A 19241-nucleotide genomic window follows, 5' to 3' on the forward strand; every position below is an offset into this window, starting at 1 on the left:
ATGAAGATTGTTTTAGTGCGATACTTTAAAATTTTGAAGAAACACTTATGTGAATTTTAGTGTTTGAGAGTGTGAAGGTTTGATTTTCTGAATTACCGTTTGCTACATTAAACCGAAATAAGCCTGCCTTTGTCTTTAATCCTAGGCCCAGTCCGAAGCTATATAGTTTTTGTTTCAATGATATAGTTTGGTTCTCAAAATATCCTACATCTATTATGCTATGAAGGTATACCTCGTCTGTGAATTGGTATCTGTATTCAGTGTTAATCACAGAGAAAAGTGATGCGTCTATACTATTCTCATTAAAGCCCCGTATGCTGTTTATACCGCCAAACCTGAATAATTCATTTACAAGATAGGTGTCGCTGATAAGGACGCTCGTTGTATTCTGCACGAAGATTGAATTCTTATAATTGAGGTTAAAAATGTTATTAAGGGTGGTTTCAAAAAATAATTGATCTTCGCTGGTGCTTTCTTTTTCACGGGAACCAATACCTGTGTCAAGTAATATTTTAGTTTTTATTGGAAAGAGTTTTTTGTTTTGTGATTTTACATAGGTAGCTCCCAAAATAAAAAACTTCGATTTAAAATCTTCAATGGGCGTACCCGCAATTACTTCGTCAAGCAAATTGCTGGAGTCATACCCTTTATAGCCGATATAGGTTGTTGACTTTGGGTTTATCTGGTATGTAGCCCGAATTTCTTGTGCGGCAGTTATGAAAGTGCTGTCTCGTTTAAAAATTTTCAATTCGCCACTTAATCCAAATGGGCTCTTCAGTAAATAAGGTAAAGTTATTTTGGCCCTAAAGTTTACTTGTTCCTGTCCATCTGCCTTATAGTTTATTAAAAGTTGCTCTCCATAATTTAGGTTGTTGTTCAGTTCCAGATTGAGATAGCCATTTAGTTCCAGCTTTTGGGTTTCTTCGTTGGTGGCAAAACCCAGTATACCGTCAAAAAGATTATTGTTCTGCTTTTCCAAATAAAAATAGACAGTAGTAGAGTCTTTTCTAAAAAGAGCTTCGGGAGGTTTAATTGTGTTTACAAATCCTAAACTGTTTATATTTTCGTTTTGTTCCACCAATTTTTTTTGATTGAAAAGCTTTCTTTTTTTAACTCCTGCATAATATTTTAAAAATGATCTTGGAAACTTATCATATCCTTTTATAGCAATTGAGTCTATGGTGCGTATGTTTCCATTTTCAACAAATAGAGTTGCATTTAAGTTTCCTGCCTCATCTTTTTCAAGTTCTGTCAATTTTAGCTTGGCAAAGGCATTTCCTTTTTGGTTGCGAAGTGTAGTTAGCTTCCTCAGTGAAGCTGGAATTGTTTCAAAGGGGAGGATAAAATATTCATCGCTAATTTCAGAGGAAACAATTTGGAGCTCTTTTTTGCTGAAATCTACTTCAGAATAATAAACTTTAATTACGCTATATTTTTTTCCAAGGAAGAATTCTCCAACATAGCTACTATCATTTTTTTTTTGAAGTTGAAGCAGTTCGCTTTCAATAAACCCCATGCGTTGGAACTTTAGATGAAGCGTGTCTGTTTCTTTTTGTAGTGTAGCAAGGTCTTTAAAAGATTTTTGCATTAATAAAGAATCCTTTATTCCTTGGGAAATAGGTTTTTCTGCCTGTATGGAAAGCGTAAGTTCTTGCGCGTATATTCCGAAGAAAAAGCAGTTGTATATATTAAGGTATAGAAAAATGTACAGAATTTTTTTCAAACGGGGCGATAATTAGCATTGTAAAACTAACGTTTCAAGTTGCCATTTCATATTCAAAATAAAAAAATTATGAAAGTATGCTGAAAATTAATTCAGTAAGGTTTGATTAGTGGAAAAATATTTCTACATTTGCATCCCCTAAAAATAGGGGTGTTTTATTTTTAAACATTAATAATACATATTTTATATGCCAACAATTTCACAATTAGTACGTAAAGGAAGGACCAAAATAACCAAGAAGAGTAAATCGGTTGCTTTGGATTCGTGCCCACAACGTCGTGGTGTTTGTACGCGTGTATATACTACTACACCTAAGAAACCAAACTCTGCTATGCGTAAAGTAGCAAGGGTTAGGCTTACAAACGGTAAAGAGGTAAACGCATACATCCCAGGCGAAGGTCACAATCTCCAAGAGCACTCGATAGTATTGGTTAGAGGTGGAAGGGTAAAAGATTTGCCAGGAGTTAGGTATCACATTGTTCGTGGAGCTTTAGACACCGCAGGTGTTGCAGGCCGCACACAACGTAGATCTAAGTACGGAGCAAAACGCCCAAAGAAGTAAAAATGAAAACGGGTTAAGAATAAATTGAAAAATTGATTCTCAACCATTAACAAAAAACAAATGAGAAAAAGACAGGCCAAAAAAAGACCACTTTTACCAGATCCAAGGTTTAACGACCAGTTGGTTACGCGTTTCGTAAACAACATGATGTGGGATGGAAAAAAGAGTGTCGCCTTCAAAGTTTTCTATGATGCTATTGACATTGTAGATGAAAAGAAACAAGACGAGGAAAAAACTGCGTTGGAGCTTTGGAAAGATGCACTTTCCAATGTTATGCCTCACGTAGAGGTGCGTAGTCGTAGAGTTGGTGGGGCAACCTTCCAAATTCCTATGCAAATACGCCCAGACCGTAAAATTGCAACTGCAATGAAATGGTTAATTACCTTTTCAAGAAAAAGAAACGAGAAATCCATGGCTGCAAAACTTGCAGGTGAGATTCTTGCTGCTGCCAAAGAAGAAGGCGCTGCTGTAAAGAAACGTATGGATACTCACAAAATGGCAGAAGCTAACAAAGCATTCTCACATTTCAGATTCTAAAAAATGGCACAAAGAGATTTAAAATACACAAGAAATATTGGGATTGCCGCGCACATTGACGCCGGTAAGACTACAACTACAGAGCGTATCCTTTTTTATACTGGGGTAAGCCATAAAATTGGTGAGGTTCACGATGGAGCTGCAACCATGGACTGGATGGAGCAAGAGCAGGAGCGTGGTATTACTATTACTTCAGCTGCTACCACTTGTACTTGGAAGTTTCCAATGGAAAATGCCGAAGTGCTTCCTGAAACGCATGAATACAATTTCAACATTATTGACACTCCCGGCCACGTTGATTTTACCGTAGAGGTAAACCGTTCGCTGCGTGTTCTTGATGGCTTGGTGTTTCTTTTTAGTGCAGTTGATGGTGTTGAGCCACAATCTGAGACTAACTGGAGGCTTGCGGATAACTATAAAGTGCCTCGTATTGGTTTCGTTAACAAAATGGACCGTCAAGGAGCAAACTTTATGGAGGTTTGTCAGCAAGTAAAAGATATGTTGGGTTCCAATGCGGTGCCTATTGTATTGAATATTGGTGAAGAAGATACCTTTAAAGGAATTGTTGATCTTGTAAAGAACCGTGCTGTAATTTGGCATGAAGATTCTTTCGGAGCAACCTTTGATGTTGTTGAAATTCCTGAAGACCTTAAAGCAGAAGCTAAATTATTACGTGGTAAACTTATTGAAGAAGTTGCTGCTTATGATGAAAACTTGCTTGAAAAGTATATGGAAGATGAAGATTCAATTACTGAAGATGAAGTGCATGCTGCGCTTCGTGCTGCGGTAATGGATATGAGTATCATTCCAATGGTATGTGGTTCTTCATTTAAAAACAAAGGCGTTCAGTTTCTTTTAGATGCTGTTTGTCGTTACTTACCTTCTCCAATGGATAAAGAAGGTATTATCGGGGTTAACCCAGATACTGAAAAAGAAGAAATTCGCAAGCCAGATGTTACTGCTCCTTTTGCAGCATTAGCATTTAAAATTGCAACAGATCCTTTCGTGGGTCGTTTGGCTTTCTTCCGTGTTTATTCAGGGCGTTTGGATGCGGGTTCTTATATTTTGAACAATCGTTCAGGAAAAAAAGAGCGTATTTCCCGTATCTACCAAATGCATTCCAATAAGCAAAATGCTATCGATTTTATTGAAGCTGGAGATATTGGAGCGGCAGTTGGTTTTAAAGATATTAAGACTGGAGATACCATGTCTGATGAAAAACACCCAATTGTTTTAGAGAGTATGGACTTCCCTGATCCCGTTATTGGTATCGCGGTGGAGCCTAAAACAAAAGTAGATGTTGATAAATTGGGTATGGCTTTATCAAAACTTGCCGAAGAAGACCCAACATTCCAAGTACGTACAGACGAAGCTTCTGGACAGACTATTATTTCCGGAATGGGAGAGCTTCACTTAGATATTATTGTAGACCGTTTGCGTCGCGAATTTAAAGTTGAAGTAAACCAAGGTCAGCCACAGGTTGAGTATAAAGAAGCTATTACAAAAGTTGCTGATCACCGAGAAGTTTACAAAAAACAATCTGGTGGTCGTGGTAAATTTGCTGATATTGTTTTCACACTTGAACCAGCTGAAGAAGGTAAAATTGGTTTGGAATTCGTAAACGCTGTAAAAGGTGGTAACGTGCCAAAAGAATTTATCCCTTCTGTTGAAAAAGGTTTCAAACAAGCAATGGTTAATGGCCCGCTTGCAGGTTTTGAAGTTGACAGTATGAAAGTTACTTTAAAAGATGGATCTTTCCACCCTGTGGATTCTGATGCGCTATCTTTTGAGCTAGCTGCCAAAATTGGTTTCAAAGAAGTTGCCAAAAAAGCAGGAGCAGTAATACTTGAACCTATTATGAAACTTGAGGCACTTACGCCAGAAGAATATATGGGTGATATTGTTGGTGACCTTAACCGTCGTCGTGGAACAATCACTAATATGAGTGACCGCGCCGGAGCAAAAGTTATCAAGGCTGAAGTGCCACTTTCTGAAATGTTTGGTTACGTAACCACATTAAGAACATTGTCTTCAGGTCGTGCAACTTCAACTATGGAATTTTCACATTATGCTGAAACACCTTCTAATATTTCAGAAAGTGTAATAGCAGCAGCAAGAGGAACCGCTAACGTAAATTAATTTCAGCAATGAGTCAAAAAATAAGAATAAAACTAAAATCTTACGATCACAATTTAGTGGACAAATCTGCTGAAAAAATCGTTAAGACTGTAAAGAGTACTGGAGCTGTAGTTACAGGACCAATTCCTTTGCCAACACACAAAAAAATCTTTACCGTATTGCGTTCTCCACACGTGAACAAGAAAAGTAGAGAGCAATTCCAACTAAGTTCTTACAAAAGACTTTTGGATATCTACAGTTCTTCTTCAAAAACAATTGATGCTCTAATGAAATTAGAGTTGCCAAGTGGAGTAGAAGTAGAGATTAAAGTATAGTGTCATTTCCGCGAAGGCGGAAATCTTATCAGGAGGAACGGAATGTTCCTTTATAAAATGTCCTGAGCTTGTAAGCAAGGGAAAAACGGAAACAAAATAATATTCAGGGTTGAATTTATTTTGACCCTGTTTTTTTGAATAGAAATATTAAAATAAGTAATAATAACTAAATAATTAAATATGTCTGGGTTAATTGGAAGAAAGATAGGGATGACCAGCATCTTTGACGAGAACGGAAAGAATATTCCGTGTACCGTTATTGAAGCAGGACCCTGTGTTGTCACCCAAGTCAGAACCATAGAGGTTGACGGGTACAATGCTCTTCAACTTGGTTTCGATGACAAGAAGACTGTAACTAAAGCTGCTGAAGGGCACGCAAAAAAAGCAGGAACCGTTGCAAAACGCAAAGTTGTTGAATTCAAGGGATTTGAAGAAAAATACAAATTAGGTGACACAATTACTGTGGAGCATTTTATTGAAGGTGAGTTCGTAGATATTGCGGGTACATCTAAAGGTAAAGGTTTCCAAGGGGTTGTTAAACGTCACGGTTTTGGTGGTGTGGGGCAAGCGACTCACGGTCAGCACAACCGTTTACGTGCGCCAGGTTCTATTGGAGCTGCTTCTTATCCTGCGAGAGTATTCAAAGGAATGAGAATGGCAGGCCAAATGGGGAACGAAAGAGTAAAAGTTGAAAATTTAAGAGTTTTGAAAGTAGTTCCTGAAAAGAATCTACTTGTGGTAAAAGGAGCAGTTCCTGGCCATAAAAACGCTTATGTAATGATCGAGAAATAATGAAGGTAGCTGTATTAGACATAAACGGAAAAGACACAGGTCGGAAAGTTGAACTTTCTGCAGATGTGTTCGGAATAGAGCCTAACAATCACGCAGTTTATCTTGATGTGAAGCAATATCTTGCCAATCAAAGACAAGGAACTCACAAAGCTAAAGAACGTGCTGAAATTTCTGGTTCTACCAGAAAGATAAAGAAACAAAAAGGAACTGGTACTGCTCGTGCGGGTAGCATCAAATCTGGTGTATTTAAAGGTGGTGGTAGAATGTTTGGACCACGTCCACGTAGCTACTCTTTTAAATTGAACAAAAACCTAAAGCGTTTGGCACGTAAATCTGCTCTATCGATGAAGGCTAACGATAAAGCCATTTTTGTAATGGAAGACCTTAATTTTGACGCTCCAAAAACCAAGAATTTTACCTCGGTTTTGAAGAGTTTAGGTCTTGATGACAAAAAATCTTTATTTGTGTTGGGAGACTTAAATAATAATGTATATTTGTCCTCTCGCAATTTGAAAGGTACTGAAGTTATAACTAACTCACAATTAAGTACTTATAAAATTATGAATGCAAACAGTTTAGTGCTGTTTGAAGGTTCTTTGGAAGGAATTGAAACAAACTTAAGTAAATAGAAACAAGATGAACATCTTAATTAAACCTATAATTACGGAAAAAGCTACTAAGGATGCTGAAGACAAAAATGTTTTTGGCTTTGTAGTTAACCCAAAGGCGAATAAGGTAGAAATCAAGAAAGCGGTGGAAGCTGCTTACGGAGTTTCTGTTGAAAAAGTTCGCACAATGAATGTCCGCCCTGATAGGAAGACCCGTTATACAAAAACAGGTGTCCAGACTGGTAAAACGAATGCTTACAAAAAAGCAATTGTACAGGTGGCGGAAGGTGATACAATAGATTTTTACAGTAACATCTAAGGTAACTTAGATCTAATTAGACACAAATGTCAGTAAGAAAATTAAAACCAATCACCCCGGGTCAGCGTTTTAGGGTTGTAAATGGTTTTGACGCCATTACAACCGATAAGCCGGAGAAGTCTTTACTTGCTCCGAACAAAAGATCTGGTGGTAGAAACAGTCAAGGTAAAATGACCATGCGCTACATAGGTGGTGGTCATAAAAAGAAATATCGAATTATCGATTTTAAACGTGACAAAGCAGGTGTTCCTGCTACTGTTGCAAGTATACAATACGATCCAAACCGTACTGCGTTTATCGCACTTTTGAACTATCAAGATGGTGAAAAACGATATGTAATTGCGCAAAACGGATTACAAGTTGGGCAAAATATCCTATCCGGTGATGCAGTAGCTCCCGAGATTGGAAACGCAATGTCACTTTCAGCTATTCCATTAGGTACTATTATTTCTTGCATCGAGCTTCGTCCCGGTCAAGGAGCTATTATGGCTCGTAGTGCTGGTGCATTCGCGCAGCTTATGGCTCGTGATGGAAAATATGCTACCGTTAAACTTCCCTCAGGTGAAACCCGATTAATTTTGGTAAACTGTATGGCTACCATTGGTGCTGTATCAAACAGTGACCACCAATTATTAGTTTCTGGTAAGGCTGGTAGAAGTAGATGGTTAGGTAGAAGACCACGTACAAGACCAGTTGTGATGAACCCTGTTGATCACCCAATGGGTGGTGGTGAAGGTAAATCTTCTGGAGGTCATCCACGTTCTAGAAAAGGTATCCCTGCAAAAGGTTACAGAACCCGTACTAAAACGAAAGCGAGTAATAAATATATCTTAGAACGAAGAAAGAAATAAGTTATGGCAAGATCGTTAAAAAAAGGACCGTTCGTTCATTACAAACTAGACAAGAAAGTTCAACAAAATGTTGATGATAATAAGAAGACTGTAATCAAGACTTGGTCACGTGCTTCTATGATTACACCAGATTTTGTTGGTCAAACCATCGCTGTACACAACGGGCGCCAATTTGTTCCTGTGTATGTAACAGAAAACATGGTTGGGCATAAACTAGGAGAATTTTCACCTACAAGATCATTCCGTGGTCACGCAGGTGCTAAAAACAAAGGTAAAAAATAATAGGCCATGGGAGTTCGTAAAAGAGAAAGAGCAGAAGCAATCAAGGAAGCAAAGAAGACAATGTACTTTGCTAAATTGAACAATTGCCCCACTTCACCAAGAAAAATGCGTTTAATGGCAGACTTGGTTCGTGGTGAGAAAATAGACAAAGCACTTAATATTTTGAAGTTTAGTTCAAAAGAATCTTCACGCAAATTGGAGAAACTACTTTTGTCTGCCATTAATAACTGGCAACAAAAGAACGAAGACGCTTCATTGGAAGATGCAGATCTTTTTGTTAAGGAAATCCGTGTGGATGGTGGAACAATGTTGAAAAGACTTCGTCCAGCACCACAAGGCCGCGCACACAGAATTAGAAAGCGCTCCAACCACGTAACACTGGTATTGGCAGCTAACGATAACACACAAAGCAATTAATTAAATGGGACAGAAGACAAATCCAATCGGAAATCGCCTGGGTATCATTAGAGGTTGGGAATCCAACTGGTACGGAGGCAACGACTACGGCGATAAACTTGCCGAAGACGACAAGATCAGGAAATACATCCACGCTCGTTTAAGTAAAGCTAGTGTGAGTAGAGTAATTATTGAGCGTACGCTTAAGCTTGTAACCGTTACTATAACCACTGCCCGTCCCGGTATCATTATCGGTAAAGGTGGTCAGGAAGTAGACAAGCTAAAAGAAGAGCTTAAAAAAATTACAGATAAAGAGGTACAGATCAACATTCACGAGATCAAAAGACCTGAGCTTGATGCATTTTTGGTAGCTGCAAGTATTGCACGCCAAATTGAAAGCCGTATTTCATACCGTCGTGCTATTAAAATGGCAATCGCGGCAACAATGCGAATGAATGCTGAAGGTATTAAGGTACAGATTTCTGGACGTTTGAACGGAGCTGAAATGGCTCGTTCAGAATCTTACAAAGAAGGTCGTATTCCTTTATCAACTTTTAGAGCCGATATTGACTACGCTTTAGTTGAGGCACACACTACCTATGGTAGATTGGGTGTTAAAGTATGGATTATGAAAGGCGAAGTATATGGAAAAAGAGAGCTTTCCCCACTTGTTGGTTTATCAACTGGCAAAAAAGGTGGTGGTAAAGGAGCTCCAGCAGGACGCGGTGGCAACAAAGCACGTCGCAGAAAGTAATTTTTTAAATAGAAGAAAATGTTACAACCTAAAAGAACAAAGTACCGTAAACAAATGAAAGGCCGTATGAAAGGCGATGCCGGTCGTGGCAATCAGCTAGCGTACGGAACCTTCGGTATAAAATCGTTGGAATCAGAATTTCTTACAGCAAGACAAATTGAAGCTGCTCGTATTGCCGCTACTCGATTTATGAAAAGAGAAGGTTCTATCTGGATTATGATTTTTCCCGATAAGCCAATTACCAAAAAACCTCTTGAAGTACGTATGGGTAAAGGTAAAGGAGCTGTAGAATATTACGCTGCTGTAGTAAAACCAGGAAGAATGCTTTTCGAAGTATCTGGTGTTACCCTTGAAACAGCAAAAGAAGCTTTACGCCTTGCGGCACAAAAGCTTCCCGTTAAAACTAAATTTGTAATGTCTCGGGATTTCCAAGCATAATTTTTTGAACGATGAAACAATCAGAAATTAAAAAAGCATCAACGGCTGAACTTCAGGAAGCTTTCGCTGACTCTAGAAAAGCTTATTCAGACCTTAAAATGGCTCATACCATTTCGCCGTTGGAAAATCCAATTCAACTAAGATCCCAAAGAAGGGTGATAGCAAGATTAGCGACGGAACTAACTAATAGAGAAGTGCAATAACTGTACAGCTGAAAGATGGAAGAAATTAAAAGAAACTTAAGAAAAGAACGTATAGGTGTAGTAACCAGCAACAAAATGGACAAGTCCATTGTAGTTGCAGAGGTGAAAAAAGTAAAGCATCCTATGTACGGAAAGTTCGTTTTGAAAACGAAAAAATACGTAGCACACGACGAGACAAACAACTGTAACGAAGGTGATACTGTAAAGATCATGGAAACAAGACCTTTGAGTAAAACCAAATGTTGGAGATTAGTAGAAATAATTGAAAGAGCGAAGTAATTATGTTACAACAAGAATCAAGACTCAAAGTCGCAGATAATACCGGTGCTAAGGAAGTACTTACTATTCGTGTATTAGGCGGTACTAAAAGAAGGTATGCTTCAATTGGTGATAAAATTGTAGTTTCTGTAAAAGAAGCCACTCCAAACGGAAGTATTAAAAAAGGAGCAGTTTCTACAGCAGTTGTAGTTCGTACTGTTAAGGAAATAAGAAGACCTGACGGTTCTTACATCCGCTTTGACGACAACGCTTGTGTACTTTTGAACGCCCAAGGCGAGATGAGAGGAACACGTGTTTTCGGACCAGTAGCAAGAGAGCTTCGTGACAAGCAATTTATGAAAATAGTATCATTGGCACCAGAGGTGCTTTAATATGAAAACTAAGATGACAAAGCTTAAAATAAAATCAGGCGATACAGTAGTAGTTACTGCCGGGGACCACAAAGGTTCTGAAGGTAAAGTGATGAAAATATTCCTTGACAAAAACAAAGCAATCGTAGAAGGAGTAAATATGGTTTCAAAACATGAGAAGCCAAGTGCAAAAAACCCACAAGGTGGAATTGCAAAGAAAGAAGCTCCTATCCATATTTCAAACCTTTCGTTGGTTGATCCAAAATCTGGAAAAGCTACACGTGTAGGGTATAAAACCGAAGATGGTAAAAAAGTACGGTTTTCAAAACAATCGAATCAAGCAATATAGTTATGGCATATTCACCAAGACTTAAAGAAGAGTATAAAAGCAAAGTGATCAATTCACTTACTGACGAATTTGGTTACAAAAACGTCATGCAGGTACCTAAATTAGAGCGTATCGTTGTTTCCCGCGGAGTGGGTGCAGCAGTAGCTGATAAGAAACTTATTGACTATTCGGTTGATGAGTTTACAAAAATAACTGGGCAAAAAGCGATTTCAACAAACTCTAAAAAAGACGTTGCAAACTTCAAACTTCGTAAAGGCATGCCAATTGGTGTGAAAGTTACGTTGCGTGGAGAGCGTATGTATGAATTTTTGGATAGATTGGTAACTTCAGCTTTGCCAAGGGTACGTGACTTTAACGGAATTAAAGCAACCGGTTTTGACGGAAGAGGAAATTACTCTTTGGGAATTACTGAGCAAATTATCTTCCCAGAAATCGATATCGATAAAGTGAAGAAAATTGAAGGGATGAATATTACATTCATTACTTCTGCAGCTACTGATAAAGAAGCGAAATCATTACTACAAGAATTGGGATTACCCTTTAAAAAGAACTAAGAGATGGCTAAAGAATCAATGAAAGCCCGCGAGGTTAAGAGACAAAAAACGGTATTGAAGTATGCTGCCAAACGTAAAGCTTTAAAAGAAGCTGGTGATTGGGAAGGTTTACAAAAACTACCAAAAAATGCCTCACCAGTACGTTTGCACAACCGTTGCAAATTAACCGGAAGACCAAGAGGGTATATGAGAACTTTTGGAATTTCACGTGTAACTTTCCGTGAAATGGCAAATTCAGGGTTAATTCCAGGAGTGCGCAAAGCATCTTGGTAAGAACATATTTACTGTTCAAAAGAAAAAGTATAAACTGGTCGTAGGTTTGGAATAGTCCAAAAACCACTTCCGAAAATTGAAATAAATGAATACAGATCCAATTTCAGATTATCTAACACGTGTTAGAAATGCTGCGAAAGCCGGACATCGCGTAGTAGAGATTCCAGCTTCAAACCTTAAAAAGGAGATTACAAAGATCCTTTTTGATCAAGGTTACATTTTAAGCTACAAATTTGATGACGAAAGTACCCCGCAAGGGATCATCAAAATTGCGTTGAAATACGACAAGCTTACTAAAGAATCAGTGATCAAGAAAATTCAAAGAATAAGTAAACCAGGTTTACGTAAATACGCAGGTTCAACAGAACTTCCTCGTATTCTGAACGGTTTGGGTATTGCCATAGTTTCTACTTCTTCAGGAGTTATGACCGGCAAACAAGCCAAGGAACAGAATGTAGGTGGCGAAGTATTGTGTTACGTTTACTAAAAAATAGACAAAGAAATGTCAAGAATAGGTAAAAACCCGGTAGCAATCCCACAAGGAGTTACAGTTGATGTAAAAGACAATGTAATTACCGTAAAAGGAAAATTAGGCGAGTTAACACAGCAATATGCTGATGTAACGGTGAAAGTTGAAGACGGACAAGTATTGGTTGAACGCCCTTCAGATTCGAAAGATCATACCGCTAAGCACGGTCTTTATAGATCTTTAATCAATAATATGATTGAAGGTGTAAGCAACGGATGGACCAAGCAATTGGAATTGGTAGGTGTGGGTTACCGCGCTAGCAACCAAGGACAAAAATTGGATTTGGCTTTAGGATATTCTCACAACATTGTTTTGGAAATTGCTCCAGAAGTAAAAGTTGAAACGGTATCTGATAAAGGTAAAAATCCAATCGTAAAATTAACTTCACACGATAAGCAATTGGTAGGACAAGTAGCGGCAAAAATCCGTGGCTTCCGTAGACCAGAACCTTACAAAGGAAAAGGTATTAAATTTGTAGGTGAACAATTAAGAAGAAAAGCAGGTAAATCTGCATAACAAATAGAGTTATGGCATTATCAAAGTACGAAAGAAGAGAGCGCTTGCGCATGAGGATCAGAAAAACGGTAGAGGGGACCGAAAGTCGCCCACGTTTAGCTGTTTTCCGCAGCAACAAAGAAATATACGCTCAAATTATTGACGATGTAAATGGAAAGACCATTACCGCTGCATCTTCAAGAGATAAAGACATTGACGCTTCAAAAGTAAACAAAGTTGAAGCGGCAAAATTGGTAGGAAAAGCAATCGCAGAAAAAGCTGTTAAAGCAGGTGTTGAAGCCATTGCTTTTGATAGAGGCGGTTACTTATACCACGGAAGAGTAAAATCATTAGCTGAAGGTGCACGAGAAGGTGGCCTTAAATTCTAAGTCATATTATGTATCAAGATTATAAAAACGTAGAATTAGTAAAACCAGGAGGACTTGAATTGAAAGACCGCTTGGTAGGTGTACAACGTGTAACCAAGGTGACCAAAGGTGGTCGTGCCTTCGGATTTTCAGCTATTGTAGTTGTTGGAGACGAAAAAGGAGTGGTAGGCCACGGACTTGGTAAATCCAAGGATGTTGCAAGCGCAATAGCAAAAGCTATTGAAGATGCTAAGAAAAACTTAGTTCGCATTCCACTTAACAAAGTAACTCTTCCACACGAACAAAAAGGAAAATACGGCGGAGCCCGAGTTAATCTTCTTCCAGCTGCGCCTGGTACAGGAGTTATTGCTGGTGGTGCTGTTCGTGCCGTATTGGAGGCAGTAGGAGTTCACGATGTATTGTCAAAATCACAAGGATCTTCCAACCCACACAACGTGGTAAAAGCTACTTTTGATGCTCTTTTGCAAATGCGAAGTGCACAAACTGTAGCCAACCAACGTGGAATTTCACTTGAAAAAGTATTCAAAGGATAAAATATCAGAGCGATGGCAAAAATTAAAGTAACAAAGGTAAGAAGCGTTATAAAGCGCCCAAAAAACCAAAAAAGAATCATGGAATCTTTGGGTCTTCACAAGATGAACCAAACTGTTGAACATGAAGATACGCCAAACATTCTTGGTATGATCAATAAAGTTAATCACTTGGTTTCTGTTGAAACCAAATAAGGACACATTAAAAATGGATTTAAGTAACTTACAACCCGCCGCAGGATCGGCGAAAAACAAAGGCAAGCGAGTAGGTCGCGGACAAGGTTCCGGTAAAGGTGGTACTGCCACCCGCGGACATAAAGGTGCAAAATCACGTTCAGGTTATTCCAAGAAAATTGGATTTGAAGGTGGACAAATGCCAATACAACGTCGTGTTCCTAAGTTTGGATTTACAAACATCAACCGTAAAGAATACAAAGGTATCAACATTGATACTTTGCAACAATTGGTTGATGACAAAAAAATAAATGATACTGTTGACTTCGAAGCTCTAGTAGGTTTGGGTCTTGCTGGAAAAAGCGAAATGGTGAAGATTTTAGGAAGAGGCGAAATAAAAGCAAAATTAAAGGTATCTGCTCACAAGTTCACTGCCTCGGCAAAAGAAGCTATTGAAGCTGCCGGTGGCGAAGTAGTAACATTGTAACAAAAGCTAAGGATGAAATTTATCGATACCTTAAAAAATGTTTGGAAAATAGAGGAACTGCGTAATCGCATTCTGCTTACTCTTGGAATGCTATTGGTTTACCGTTTTGGTGCGCAAGTAGTGCTTCCCGGAATTGATGCAGATATGTTGGCACAGTTCGCAGGTAAATTCAATGCCGGTGGTATTGGTGGATTACTAAACGCATTTACAGGAGGAGCTTTTGCTAACGCTTCTGTTTTTGCATTAGGTATTATGCCATATATTTCTGCTTCCATTGTTGTACAGTTGATGCAGATTGCTGTTCCTTACCTTCAGAAATTACAGAAAGAAGGCGAGAGTGGCCGTAAGAAAATCAATCAAATTACACGTTGGTTAACGATAGGAATTTGTTTGGTGCAAGCCCCAAGTTATCTTGCAGGCCTTCCAGCAATGGGTGTTCCAGCAGAAGCTTTTATAATGGGCCAAAGCTTAATGTTCTATGTTTCTTCAGTAATTATATTGGTAACAGGAACAATATTTGCAATGTGGCTGGGTGAAAAAATCACCGACAAAGGAATTGGTAACGGTATTTCCATACTTATTATGGTAGGTATCATTGCACGTTTGCCACAATCATTTGCTCAGGAATTTGTTTCAAGAGTTATTGAATCAAACGGTGGTTTGATTATGATACTTATTGAATTGGTTATCTGGTTTATAATTATTCTATTATCAATTATGTTGGTAATGGCAGTTCGAAAGATACCTGTACAATATGCAAGAAGAACAGCAAGTGGTGGTTACGAAAAGAATATTTTCGGAGCACGACAATTTATTCCATTAAAATTGAACGCTTCTGGGGTAATGCCAATTATATTTGCGCAAGCAATTATGTTTGTACCATCTGCAGTTGCTAGTCTTTCCGAAAGTGATTTTGCTCAGGGAATTCAAGCTACATTCAGTGATATATTTGGATTATGGTACAACTTGGTTTTCGCAATATTGATTATCATATTCACCTATTTCTATACAGCTATCACTGTTCCGACAAACAAGATGGCTGACGATTTGAAGCGAAGCGGTGGTTTCATTCCAGGTATTAAGCCAGGATCACAAACGGCTGAATATTTAGACCGAATAATGTCACAAATTACCCTTCCGGGATCTGTGTTTTTAGCATTAATCGCTATTGCACCAGCATTTGCGGTTAAGTTATTAGGCATTCAGCAAGGTTGGGCACTATTTTACGGTGGTACATCACTATTGATTATGGTTGGTGTGGCTATTGATACAATGCAACAAGTAAACTCGTATTTGTTGAACCGTCATTACGATGGTTTGATGAAAAGCGGCAAAAATAGAAAGGCAGTAGCATAATTATGGCAAAACAAAGCGCAATAGAACAAGATGGAAGTATAGTGGAAGCACTATCAAACGCGATGTTCCGTGTAGAATTGGAAAATGGTCATATTGTAACAGCACACATTTCAGGCAAGATGCGTATGCACTACATTAAATTGTTGCCCGGAGATAAAGTGAAATTAGAAATGAGCCCTTATGATTTAAGTAAGGCAAGAATAACATACAGATACTAATACAACGGACCTCACGGTTCATTGAAATATAAAAACAGAAACAGATGAAAGTAAGAGCATCCGTAAAGAAAAGAAGTGCCGACTGCAAGATTGTTCGCAGAAAAGGCAGATTATATGTAATTAACAAAAAGAACCCAAAGTTCAAACAAAGACAAGGATAAGTTATGGCAAGAATCGCAGGTGTAGATATCCCGAAGCACAAAAGGGGTGTAATCGCGTTAACGTATATCTTCGGAATCGGTAAAAGCCGTGCCCAAGATATTCTGAAAAAAGCCGAGGTTAACGAAGACAAAAAAGTAAGTGAATGGAACGATGATGAAATCGGTGCTATTCGTGACGCTGTATCGTCTTTCAAAATCGAAGGTGAATTACGTAGTGAAGTTCAATTGAGCATTAAACGCTTAATGGACATTGGTTGTTACAGAGGTATTCGTCACAGATCGGGTCTTCCGTTAAGAGGACAACGTACTAAGAATAACTCTCGTACAAGAAAAGGAAAACGTAAAACTGTTGCTAACAAGAAAAAAGCAACTAAATAAAACCTAGAGTTATGGCAAAGACAACGTCTAAGACTACAAAAACAGTTAAAAAACGCAAGGTTAATGTTGAATCAGTTGGTGAAGCACACATTACAGCTTCCTTCAACAACATTATCGTTTCGTTAACTAATAAAAACGGAGATGTTATATCTTGGTCCTCAGCCGGTAAAATGGGCTTTCGTGGATCTAAGAAAAACACTCCTTATGCAGCTCAATTGGCATCAGAAGATTGCGCAAAAGTTGCTCACGATGCCGGATTGCGTAAAGTAAAAGTTTATGTAAAAGGGCCAGGAAACGGTAGAGAATCTGCAATACGATCCATCCACAACGCAGGAATTGAAGTTACAGAGATTATCGATGTTACGCCAATGCCGCACAACGGATGCCGTCCTCCAAAAAGAAGAAGAGTTTAATTAATTATAAATATCAATCTGAAGGGTAAAAAACTAAAGGATTAACGTAAGACCTTAATTTAGTTTTCCTTCATAACCTTAAATTAGAAATGGCAAGATATACTGGTCCAAAAACTAAAATCGCCCGTAAGTTCGGGGAAGCAATCTTCGGAGACGATAAATCTTTCGAAAAGAGAAATTACCCTCCAGGGCAACACGGTAACACACGTCGTCGTGGAAAAAAATCTGAATATGCAATCCAATTGATGGAGAAGCAAAAAGCAAAATATACCTATGGTATTTTGGAGCGTCAATTCAGAAACATGTTCAAAAAAGCAACTGCTGCACCTGGTATTACAGGTCAAGTATTGCTTCAATTGGCGGAGTCTCGTCTAGATAACGTAGTGTATCGTATGGGGATTTCTCCAAGTCGCTCTGGTGCTAGACAATTAGTTTCTCACCGTCATATCACCGTTAATGGTGAAAAAGTAAACATTCCATCTTACCAGTTGAAAGCTGGAGATGTAGTGGCCGTTAGAGAGAAATCAAAATCTCTTAGCGCAATCAACGATTCGTTGGCAAATGCAAGTCATGTGTATGAGTGGATCACTTGGAATAGCGAAACCAAACAAGGAACATTTGTTTCTGTCCCTGAGCGAATCCAGATTCCAGAAAACATTAACGAGCAGTTTATCGTCGAATTATATTCTAAATAATAAAAACACAGAAAGTCAATTATGGCAGTATTTAGTTTTCAGAAGCCTGATAAAGTTATAATGGTAAATTCTACCGATTTCGAAGGGAAATTTGAATTTCGTCCTTTGGAACCAGGTTACGGACTTACCATTGGTAACGCATTAAGACGTGTACTACTTTCCTCTTTGGAAGGATTCGCCATCACTTCGGTTCGCATCGAAGGTGTGGATCACGAATTTTCTACCATCGCTGGTGTAGTGGAAGATGTTACCGAAATTATTTTGAACCTGAAACAAGTTCGTTTCAAAAGACAGATTGACGAGATAGACAACGAAACCGTTACTATTTCCGTTTCTGGAAACGAGCAGTTAAAGGCTGGTGATTTCCAAAAATTCATTTCAGGATTCCAAGTATTGAACCCAGAATTGGTTCTTTGCAATATGGATCCAAAAGTGAATCTTAATTTCGAAATCACTATCGAAAAAGGTCGTGGCTATGTTCCCGCTGAAGAGAACAAAAAAGCGAACGCTCCTTTAGGAACCATCTTTACAGATTCTATCTACACTCCAATAAAAAATGTGAAGTACAGCATTGAAAACTTCCGTGTAGAGCAAAAAACAGATTACGAAAAATTAGTTTTTGAAATCGTTACAGACGGATCTATTCACCCAAAAGATGCTTTGACCGAAGCTGCAAAAACATTGATTCACCACTTTATGTTGTTCAGCGATGAGCGTATTACTTTAGAGGCTGATGAGATTGCACAAACTGAAACTTATGATGAAGAATCCCTTCATATGCGTCAGTTGCTTAAAACAAAATTAGTAGATATGGACCTTTCTGTTCGTGCGCTAAACTGTTTGAAAGCTGCAGAGGTTGATACCTTGGGAGATCTTGTTTCTTTCAACAAAAATGACTTGATGAAGTTCCGCAACTTCGGTAAAAAATCGCTTACAGAGCTTGAAGAGCTTGTAAATGTAAAAGGCCTAAACTTCGGAATGGATCTTGCAAAATATAAATTAGATAAAGATTAGTTAATACGTCATATTTTGCTCCCCAAAATGGGTCGTAGCAAGATGATGATTAAAACAAAAATGTCATGAGACACGGAAAAAAAATAAATCACTTAGGAAGAAAAACCGCCCACAGACATTCAATGTTGGCAAACATGGCTTGTTCACTTGTTGAACACAAACGTATCAACACTACAGTAGCGAAAGCGAAAGCGTTGAAAAAATTTGTTGAGCCATTGGTAACAAAATCTAAGGAAGACACTACCCATAACCGTCGTTTGGTTTTTGCAAAAATGCGTCAAAAAGAAGCAGTTGCAGAACTTTTTAGAACTGTTGCACCAAAAGTTGGTGATCGTCCAGGAGGTTACACCCGAATCATTAAATTGGGTAACCGTCTAGGTGATAACGCTGATATGGCAATGATAGAGCTTGTAGATTTCAACGAAATTTATAATGTAGGCAAAGCTACCAAGAAGAAAACTACGCGTAGAAGTCGTCGTGGAAGCGGAACTCCTACTGAAGCTGATGCTGCTGCACCAGCTGCAAAAGCCGCTCCAGCAAAAGCTGAAAGTAAAGCTAAGAAAGAAGAAGAATAGATGAATTTAAATTCATTAAATAACAAAGGGATAAGCGTTTTCGTTTATCCCTTTTTTTTATACTATTTTTGCAAAGATTTTTGAGAAACCTAAAATTGTCACCC

At 38.4% G+C, this 19241-nt stretch carries 33 protein-coding genes; 32 read left to right on the top strand and 1 reads right to left on the bottom strand.

The window, feature by feature from the left end:
- Positions 1-25: 25 nt before the first annotated feature.
- A complete protein-coding gene (locus AEQU1_RS08295; RefSeq protein ID WP_111880322.1) occupies positions 26-1723 on the bottom strand; it encodes a BamA/TamA family outer membrane protein in 1698 nt (565 codons plus the stop codon).
- 187 nt (positions 1724-1910) lie between these two features.
- Here AEQU1_RS08295 and rpsL point away from each other — a divergent pair, with 187 nt between their 5' ends.
- The 32 genes from rpsL (at position 1911) to rplQ (ending at position 19137) form a co-directional block, all read left to right on the top strand.
- Positions 1911-2285 (top strand): 30S ribosomal protein S12, encoded by a 375-nt coding sequence (rpsL, locus tag AEQU1_RS08300; RefSeq protein WP_014782632.1) that lies wholly within the window; start codon positions 1911-1913, stop codon positions 2283-2285.
- Between the two features lie 60 nt (positions 2286-2345).
- On the top strand, positions 2346-2822 hold the full coding sequence (gene rpsG, locus AEQU1_RS08305) for a 30S ribosomal protein S7 (RefSeq protein WP_111880323.1): 477 nt from the start codon (positions 2346-2348) through the stop codon (positions 2820-2822).
- A 3-nt stretch (positions 2823-2825) separates the two neighbouring features.
- Positions 2826-4961 carry an elongation factor G gene (gene fusA / locus AEQU1_RS08310; protein ID WP_111880324.1) on the top strand — a complete coding sequence of 712 codons (2136 nt, stop codon included), beginning with the start codon at positions 2826-2828 and terminating at the stop codon, positions 4959-4961.
- An 8-nt stretch (positions 4962-4969) separates the two neighbouring features.
- Positions 4970-5275: a 30S ribosomal protein S10 gene (gene rpsJ / locus AEQU1_RS08315; RefSeq protein ID WP_010181931.1), complete on the top strand. Its 306-nt coding sequence runs from the start codon at positions 4970-4972 to the stop codon at positions 5273-5275.
- Positions 5276-5455: 180 nt separating this feature from the next.
- The gene (rplC, locus tag AEQU1_RS08320) at positions 5456-6067 is read left to right on the top strand and encodes a 50S ribosomal protein L3 (protein WP_111880325.1); all 612 of its coding nucleotides are present in this window, start codon (positions 5456-5458) and stop codon (positions 6065-6067) included.
- A complete protein-coding gene (gene rplD / locus AEQU1_RS08325; protein WP_111880327.1) occupies positions 6067-6696 on the top strand; it encodes a 50S ribosomal protein L4 in 630 nt (209 codons plus the stop codon). Before rplC ends, rplD begins: the two co-directional genes overlap by 1 nt.
- A gap of 7 nt (positions 6697-6703) precedes the next feature.
- Positions 6704-6994, top strand: coding sequence for a 50S ribosomal protein L23 (gene rplW, locus AEQU1_RS08330; protein WP_045079239.1), 291 nt, complete (start codon positions 6704-6706; stop codon positions 6992-6994).
- Between the two features lie 26 nt (positions 6995-7020).
- A complete protein-coding gene (gene rplB, locus AEQU1_RS08335; protein ID WP_111880329.1) occupies positions 7021-7845 on the top strand; it encodes a 50S ribosomal protein L2 in 825 nt (274 codons plus the stop codon).
- A gap of 3 nt (positions 7846-7848) precedes the next feature.
- Positions 7849-8127 (top strand): 30S ribosomal protein S19, encoded by a 279-nt coding sequence (gene rpsS / locus AEQU1_RS08340; protein ID WP_111880330.1) that lies wholly within the window; start codon positions 7849-7851, stop codon positions 8125-8127.
- A 6-nt stretch (positions 8128-8133) separates the two neighbouring features.
- A complete protein-coding gene (rplV, locus tag AEQU1_RS08345) occupies positions 8134-8544 on the top strand; it encodes a 50S ribosomal protein L22 (RefSeq protein WP_111880332.1) in 411 nt (136 codons plus the stop codon).
- Between the two features lie 4 nt (positions 8545-8548).
- Positions 8549-9277 (top strand): 30S ribosomal protein S3, encoded by a 729-nt coding sequence (rpsC, locus tag AEQU1_RS08350; protein WP_111880333.1) that lies wholly within the window; start codon positions 8549-8551, stop codon positions 9275-9277.
- Between the two features lie 18 nt (positions 9278-9295).
- Complete coding sequence (gene rplP, locus AEQU1_RS08355) at positions 9296-9715, top strand: 50S ribosomal protein L16 (protein ID WP_014782642.1); 420 nt, start codon at positions 9296-9298, stop codon at positions 9713-9715.
- A gap of 11 nt (positions 9716-9726) precedes the next feature.
- Entirely contained in the window at positions 9727-9918 is a 192-nt protein-coding gene (gene rpmC, locus AEQU1_RS08360; protein ID WP_111880335.1) for a 50S ribosomal protein L29, read from the top strand.
- A 15-nt stretch (positions 9919-9933) separates the two neighbouring features.
- The gene (gene rpsQ, locus AEQU1_RS08365) at positions 9934-10197 is read left to right on the top strand and encodes a 30S ribosomal protein S17 (RefSeq protein WP_014782644.1); all 264 of its coding nucleotides are present in this window, start codon (positions 9934-9936) and stop codon (positions 10195-10197) included.
- 2 nt (positions 10198-10199) lie between these two features.
- Positions 10200-10568: a 50S ribosomal protein L14 gene (gene rplN, locus AEQU1_RS08370; RefSeq protein WP_111880337.1), complete on the top strand. Its 369-nt coding sequence runs from the start codon at positions 10200-10202 to the stop codon at positions 10566-10568.
- Between the two features lie 13 nt (positions 10569-10581).
- Entirely contained in the window at positions 10582-10896 is a 315-nt protein-coding gene (rplX, locus tag AEQU1_RS08375) for a 50S ribosomal protein L24 (protein ID WP_111880423.1), read from the top strand.
- Positions 10897-10898: 2 nt separating this feature from the next.
- Entirely contained in the window at positions 10899-11450 is a 552-nt protein-coding gene (rplE, locus tag AEQU1_RS08380) for a 50S ribosomal protein L5 (RefSeq protein WP_111880338.1), read from the top strand.
- 3 nt (positions 11451-11453) lie between these two features.
- The gene (gene rpsN / locus AEQU1_RS08385; protein WP_111880340.1) at positions 11454-11723 is read left to right on the top strand and encodes a 30S ribosomal protein S14; all 270 of its coding nucleotides are present in this window, start codon (positions 11454-11456) and stop codon (positions 11721-11723) included.
- 85 nt (positions 11724-11808) lie between these two features.
- A complete protein-coding gene (gene rpsH / locus AEQU1_RS08390) occupies positions 11809-12210 on the top strand; it encodes a 30S ribosomal protein S8 (RefSeq protein ID WP_111880342.1) in 402 nt (133 codons plus the stop codon).
- 15 nt (positions 12211-12225) lie between these two features.
- A complete protein-coding gene (gene rplF / locus AEQU1_RS08395; RefSeq protein ID WP_111880343.1) occupies positions 12226-12768 on the top strand; it encodes a 50S ribosomal protein L6 in 543 nt (180 codons plus the stop codon).
- Between the two features lie 11 nt (positions 12769-12779).
- Positions 12780-13136 (top strand): 50S ribosomal protein L18, encoded by a 357-nt coding sequence (gene rplR / locus AEQU1_RS08400; RefSeq protein ID WP_111813973.1) that lies wholly within the window; start codon positions 12780-12782, stop codon positions 13134-13136.
- Positions 13137-13144: 8 nt separating this feature from the next.
- Complete coding sequence (gene rpsE, locus AEQU1_RS08405) at positions 13145-13669, top strand: 30S ribosomal protein S5 (protein WP_068763104.1); 525 nt, start codon at positions 13145-13147, stop codon at positions 13667-13669.
- Positions 13670-13681: 12 nt separating this feature from the next.
- A complete protein-coding gene (rpmD, locus tag AEQU1_RS08410; RefSeq protein WP_111880345.1) occupies positions 13682-13861 on the top strand; it encodes a 50S ribosomal protein L30 in 180 nt (59 codons plus the stop codon).
- Between the two features lie 13 nt (positions 13862-13874).
- Positions 13875-14327 carry a 50S ribosomal protein L15 gene (rplO, locus tag AEQU1_RS08415; protein ID WP_111880347.1) on the top strand — a complete coding sequence of 151 codons (453 nt, stop codon included), beginning with the start codon at positions 13875-13877 and terminating at the stop codon, positions 14325-14327.
- Positions 14328-14339: 12 nt separating this feature from the next.
- Entirely contained in the window at positions 14340-15683 is a 1344-nt protein-coding gene (secY, locus tag AEQU1_RS08420) for a preprotein translocase subunit SecY (RefSeq protein ID WP_111880348.1), read from the top strand.
- Between the two features lie 2 nt (positions 15684-15685).
- Positions 15686-15901 carry a translation initiation factor IF-1 gene (gene infA, locus AEQU1_RS08425; RefSeq protein ID WP_068763107.1) on the top strand — a complete coding sequence of 72 codons (216 nt, stop codon included), beginning with the start codon at positions 15686-15688 and terminating at the stop codon, positions 15899-15901.
- Between the two features lie 44 nt (positions 15902-15945).
- Positions 15946-16062: a type B 50S ribosomal protein L36 gene (ykgO, locus tag AEQU1_RS08430; RefSeq protein ID WP_009779203.1), complete on the top strand. Its 117-nt coding sequence runs from the start codon at positions 15946-15948 to the stop codon at positions 16060-16062.
- 3 nt (positions 16063-16065) lie between these two features.
- Positions 16066-16440 carry a 30S ribosomal protein S13 gene (rpsM, locus tag AEQU1_RS08435; RefSeq protein WP_111813983.1) on the top strand — a complete coding sequence of 125 codons (375 nt, stop codon included), beginning with the start codon at positions 16066-16068 and terminating at the stop codon, positions 16438-16440.
- An 11-nt stretch (positions 16441-16451) separates the two neighbouring features.
- Positions 16452-16853, top strand: a complete 402-nt coding sequence (gene rpsK / locus AEQU1_RS08440) for a 30S ribosomal protein S11 (RefSeq protein ID WP_111880350.1) — start codon at positions 16452-16454, stop codon at positions 16851-16853.
- 89 nt (positions 16854-16942) lie between these two features.
- Entirely contained in the window at positions 16943-17548 is a 606-nt protein-coding gene (gene rpsD / locus AEQU1_RS08445) for a 30S ribosomal protein S4 (protein ID WP_111880352.1), read from the top strand.
- Between the two features lie 21 nt (positions 17549-17569).
- Positions 17570-18562, top strand: a complete 993-nt coding sequence (locus tag AEQU1_RS08450; protein ID WP_111880353.1) for a DNA-directed RNA polymerase subunit alpha — start codon at positions 17570-17572, stop codon at positions 18560-18562.
- A 65-nt stretch (positions 18563-18627) separates the two neighbouring features.
- Positions 18628-19137 carry a 50S ribosomal protein L17 gene (gene rplQ / locus AEQU1_RS08455; protein ID WP_111880355.1) on the top strand — a complete coding sequence of 170 codons (510 nt, stop codon included), beginning with the start codon at positions 18628-18630 and terminating at the stop codon, positions 19135-19137.
- The last annotated feature ends 104 nt before the right edge of the window (positions 19138-19241 follow it).

This window comes from Aequorivita sp. CIP111184 (assembly GCF_900489465.1).
Classification (GTDB): Bacteria; Bacteroidota; Bacteroidia; order Flavobacteriales; family Flavobacteriaceae; genus Aequorivita.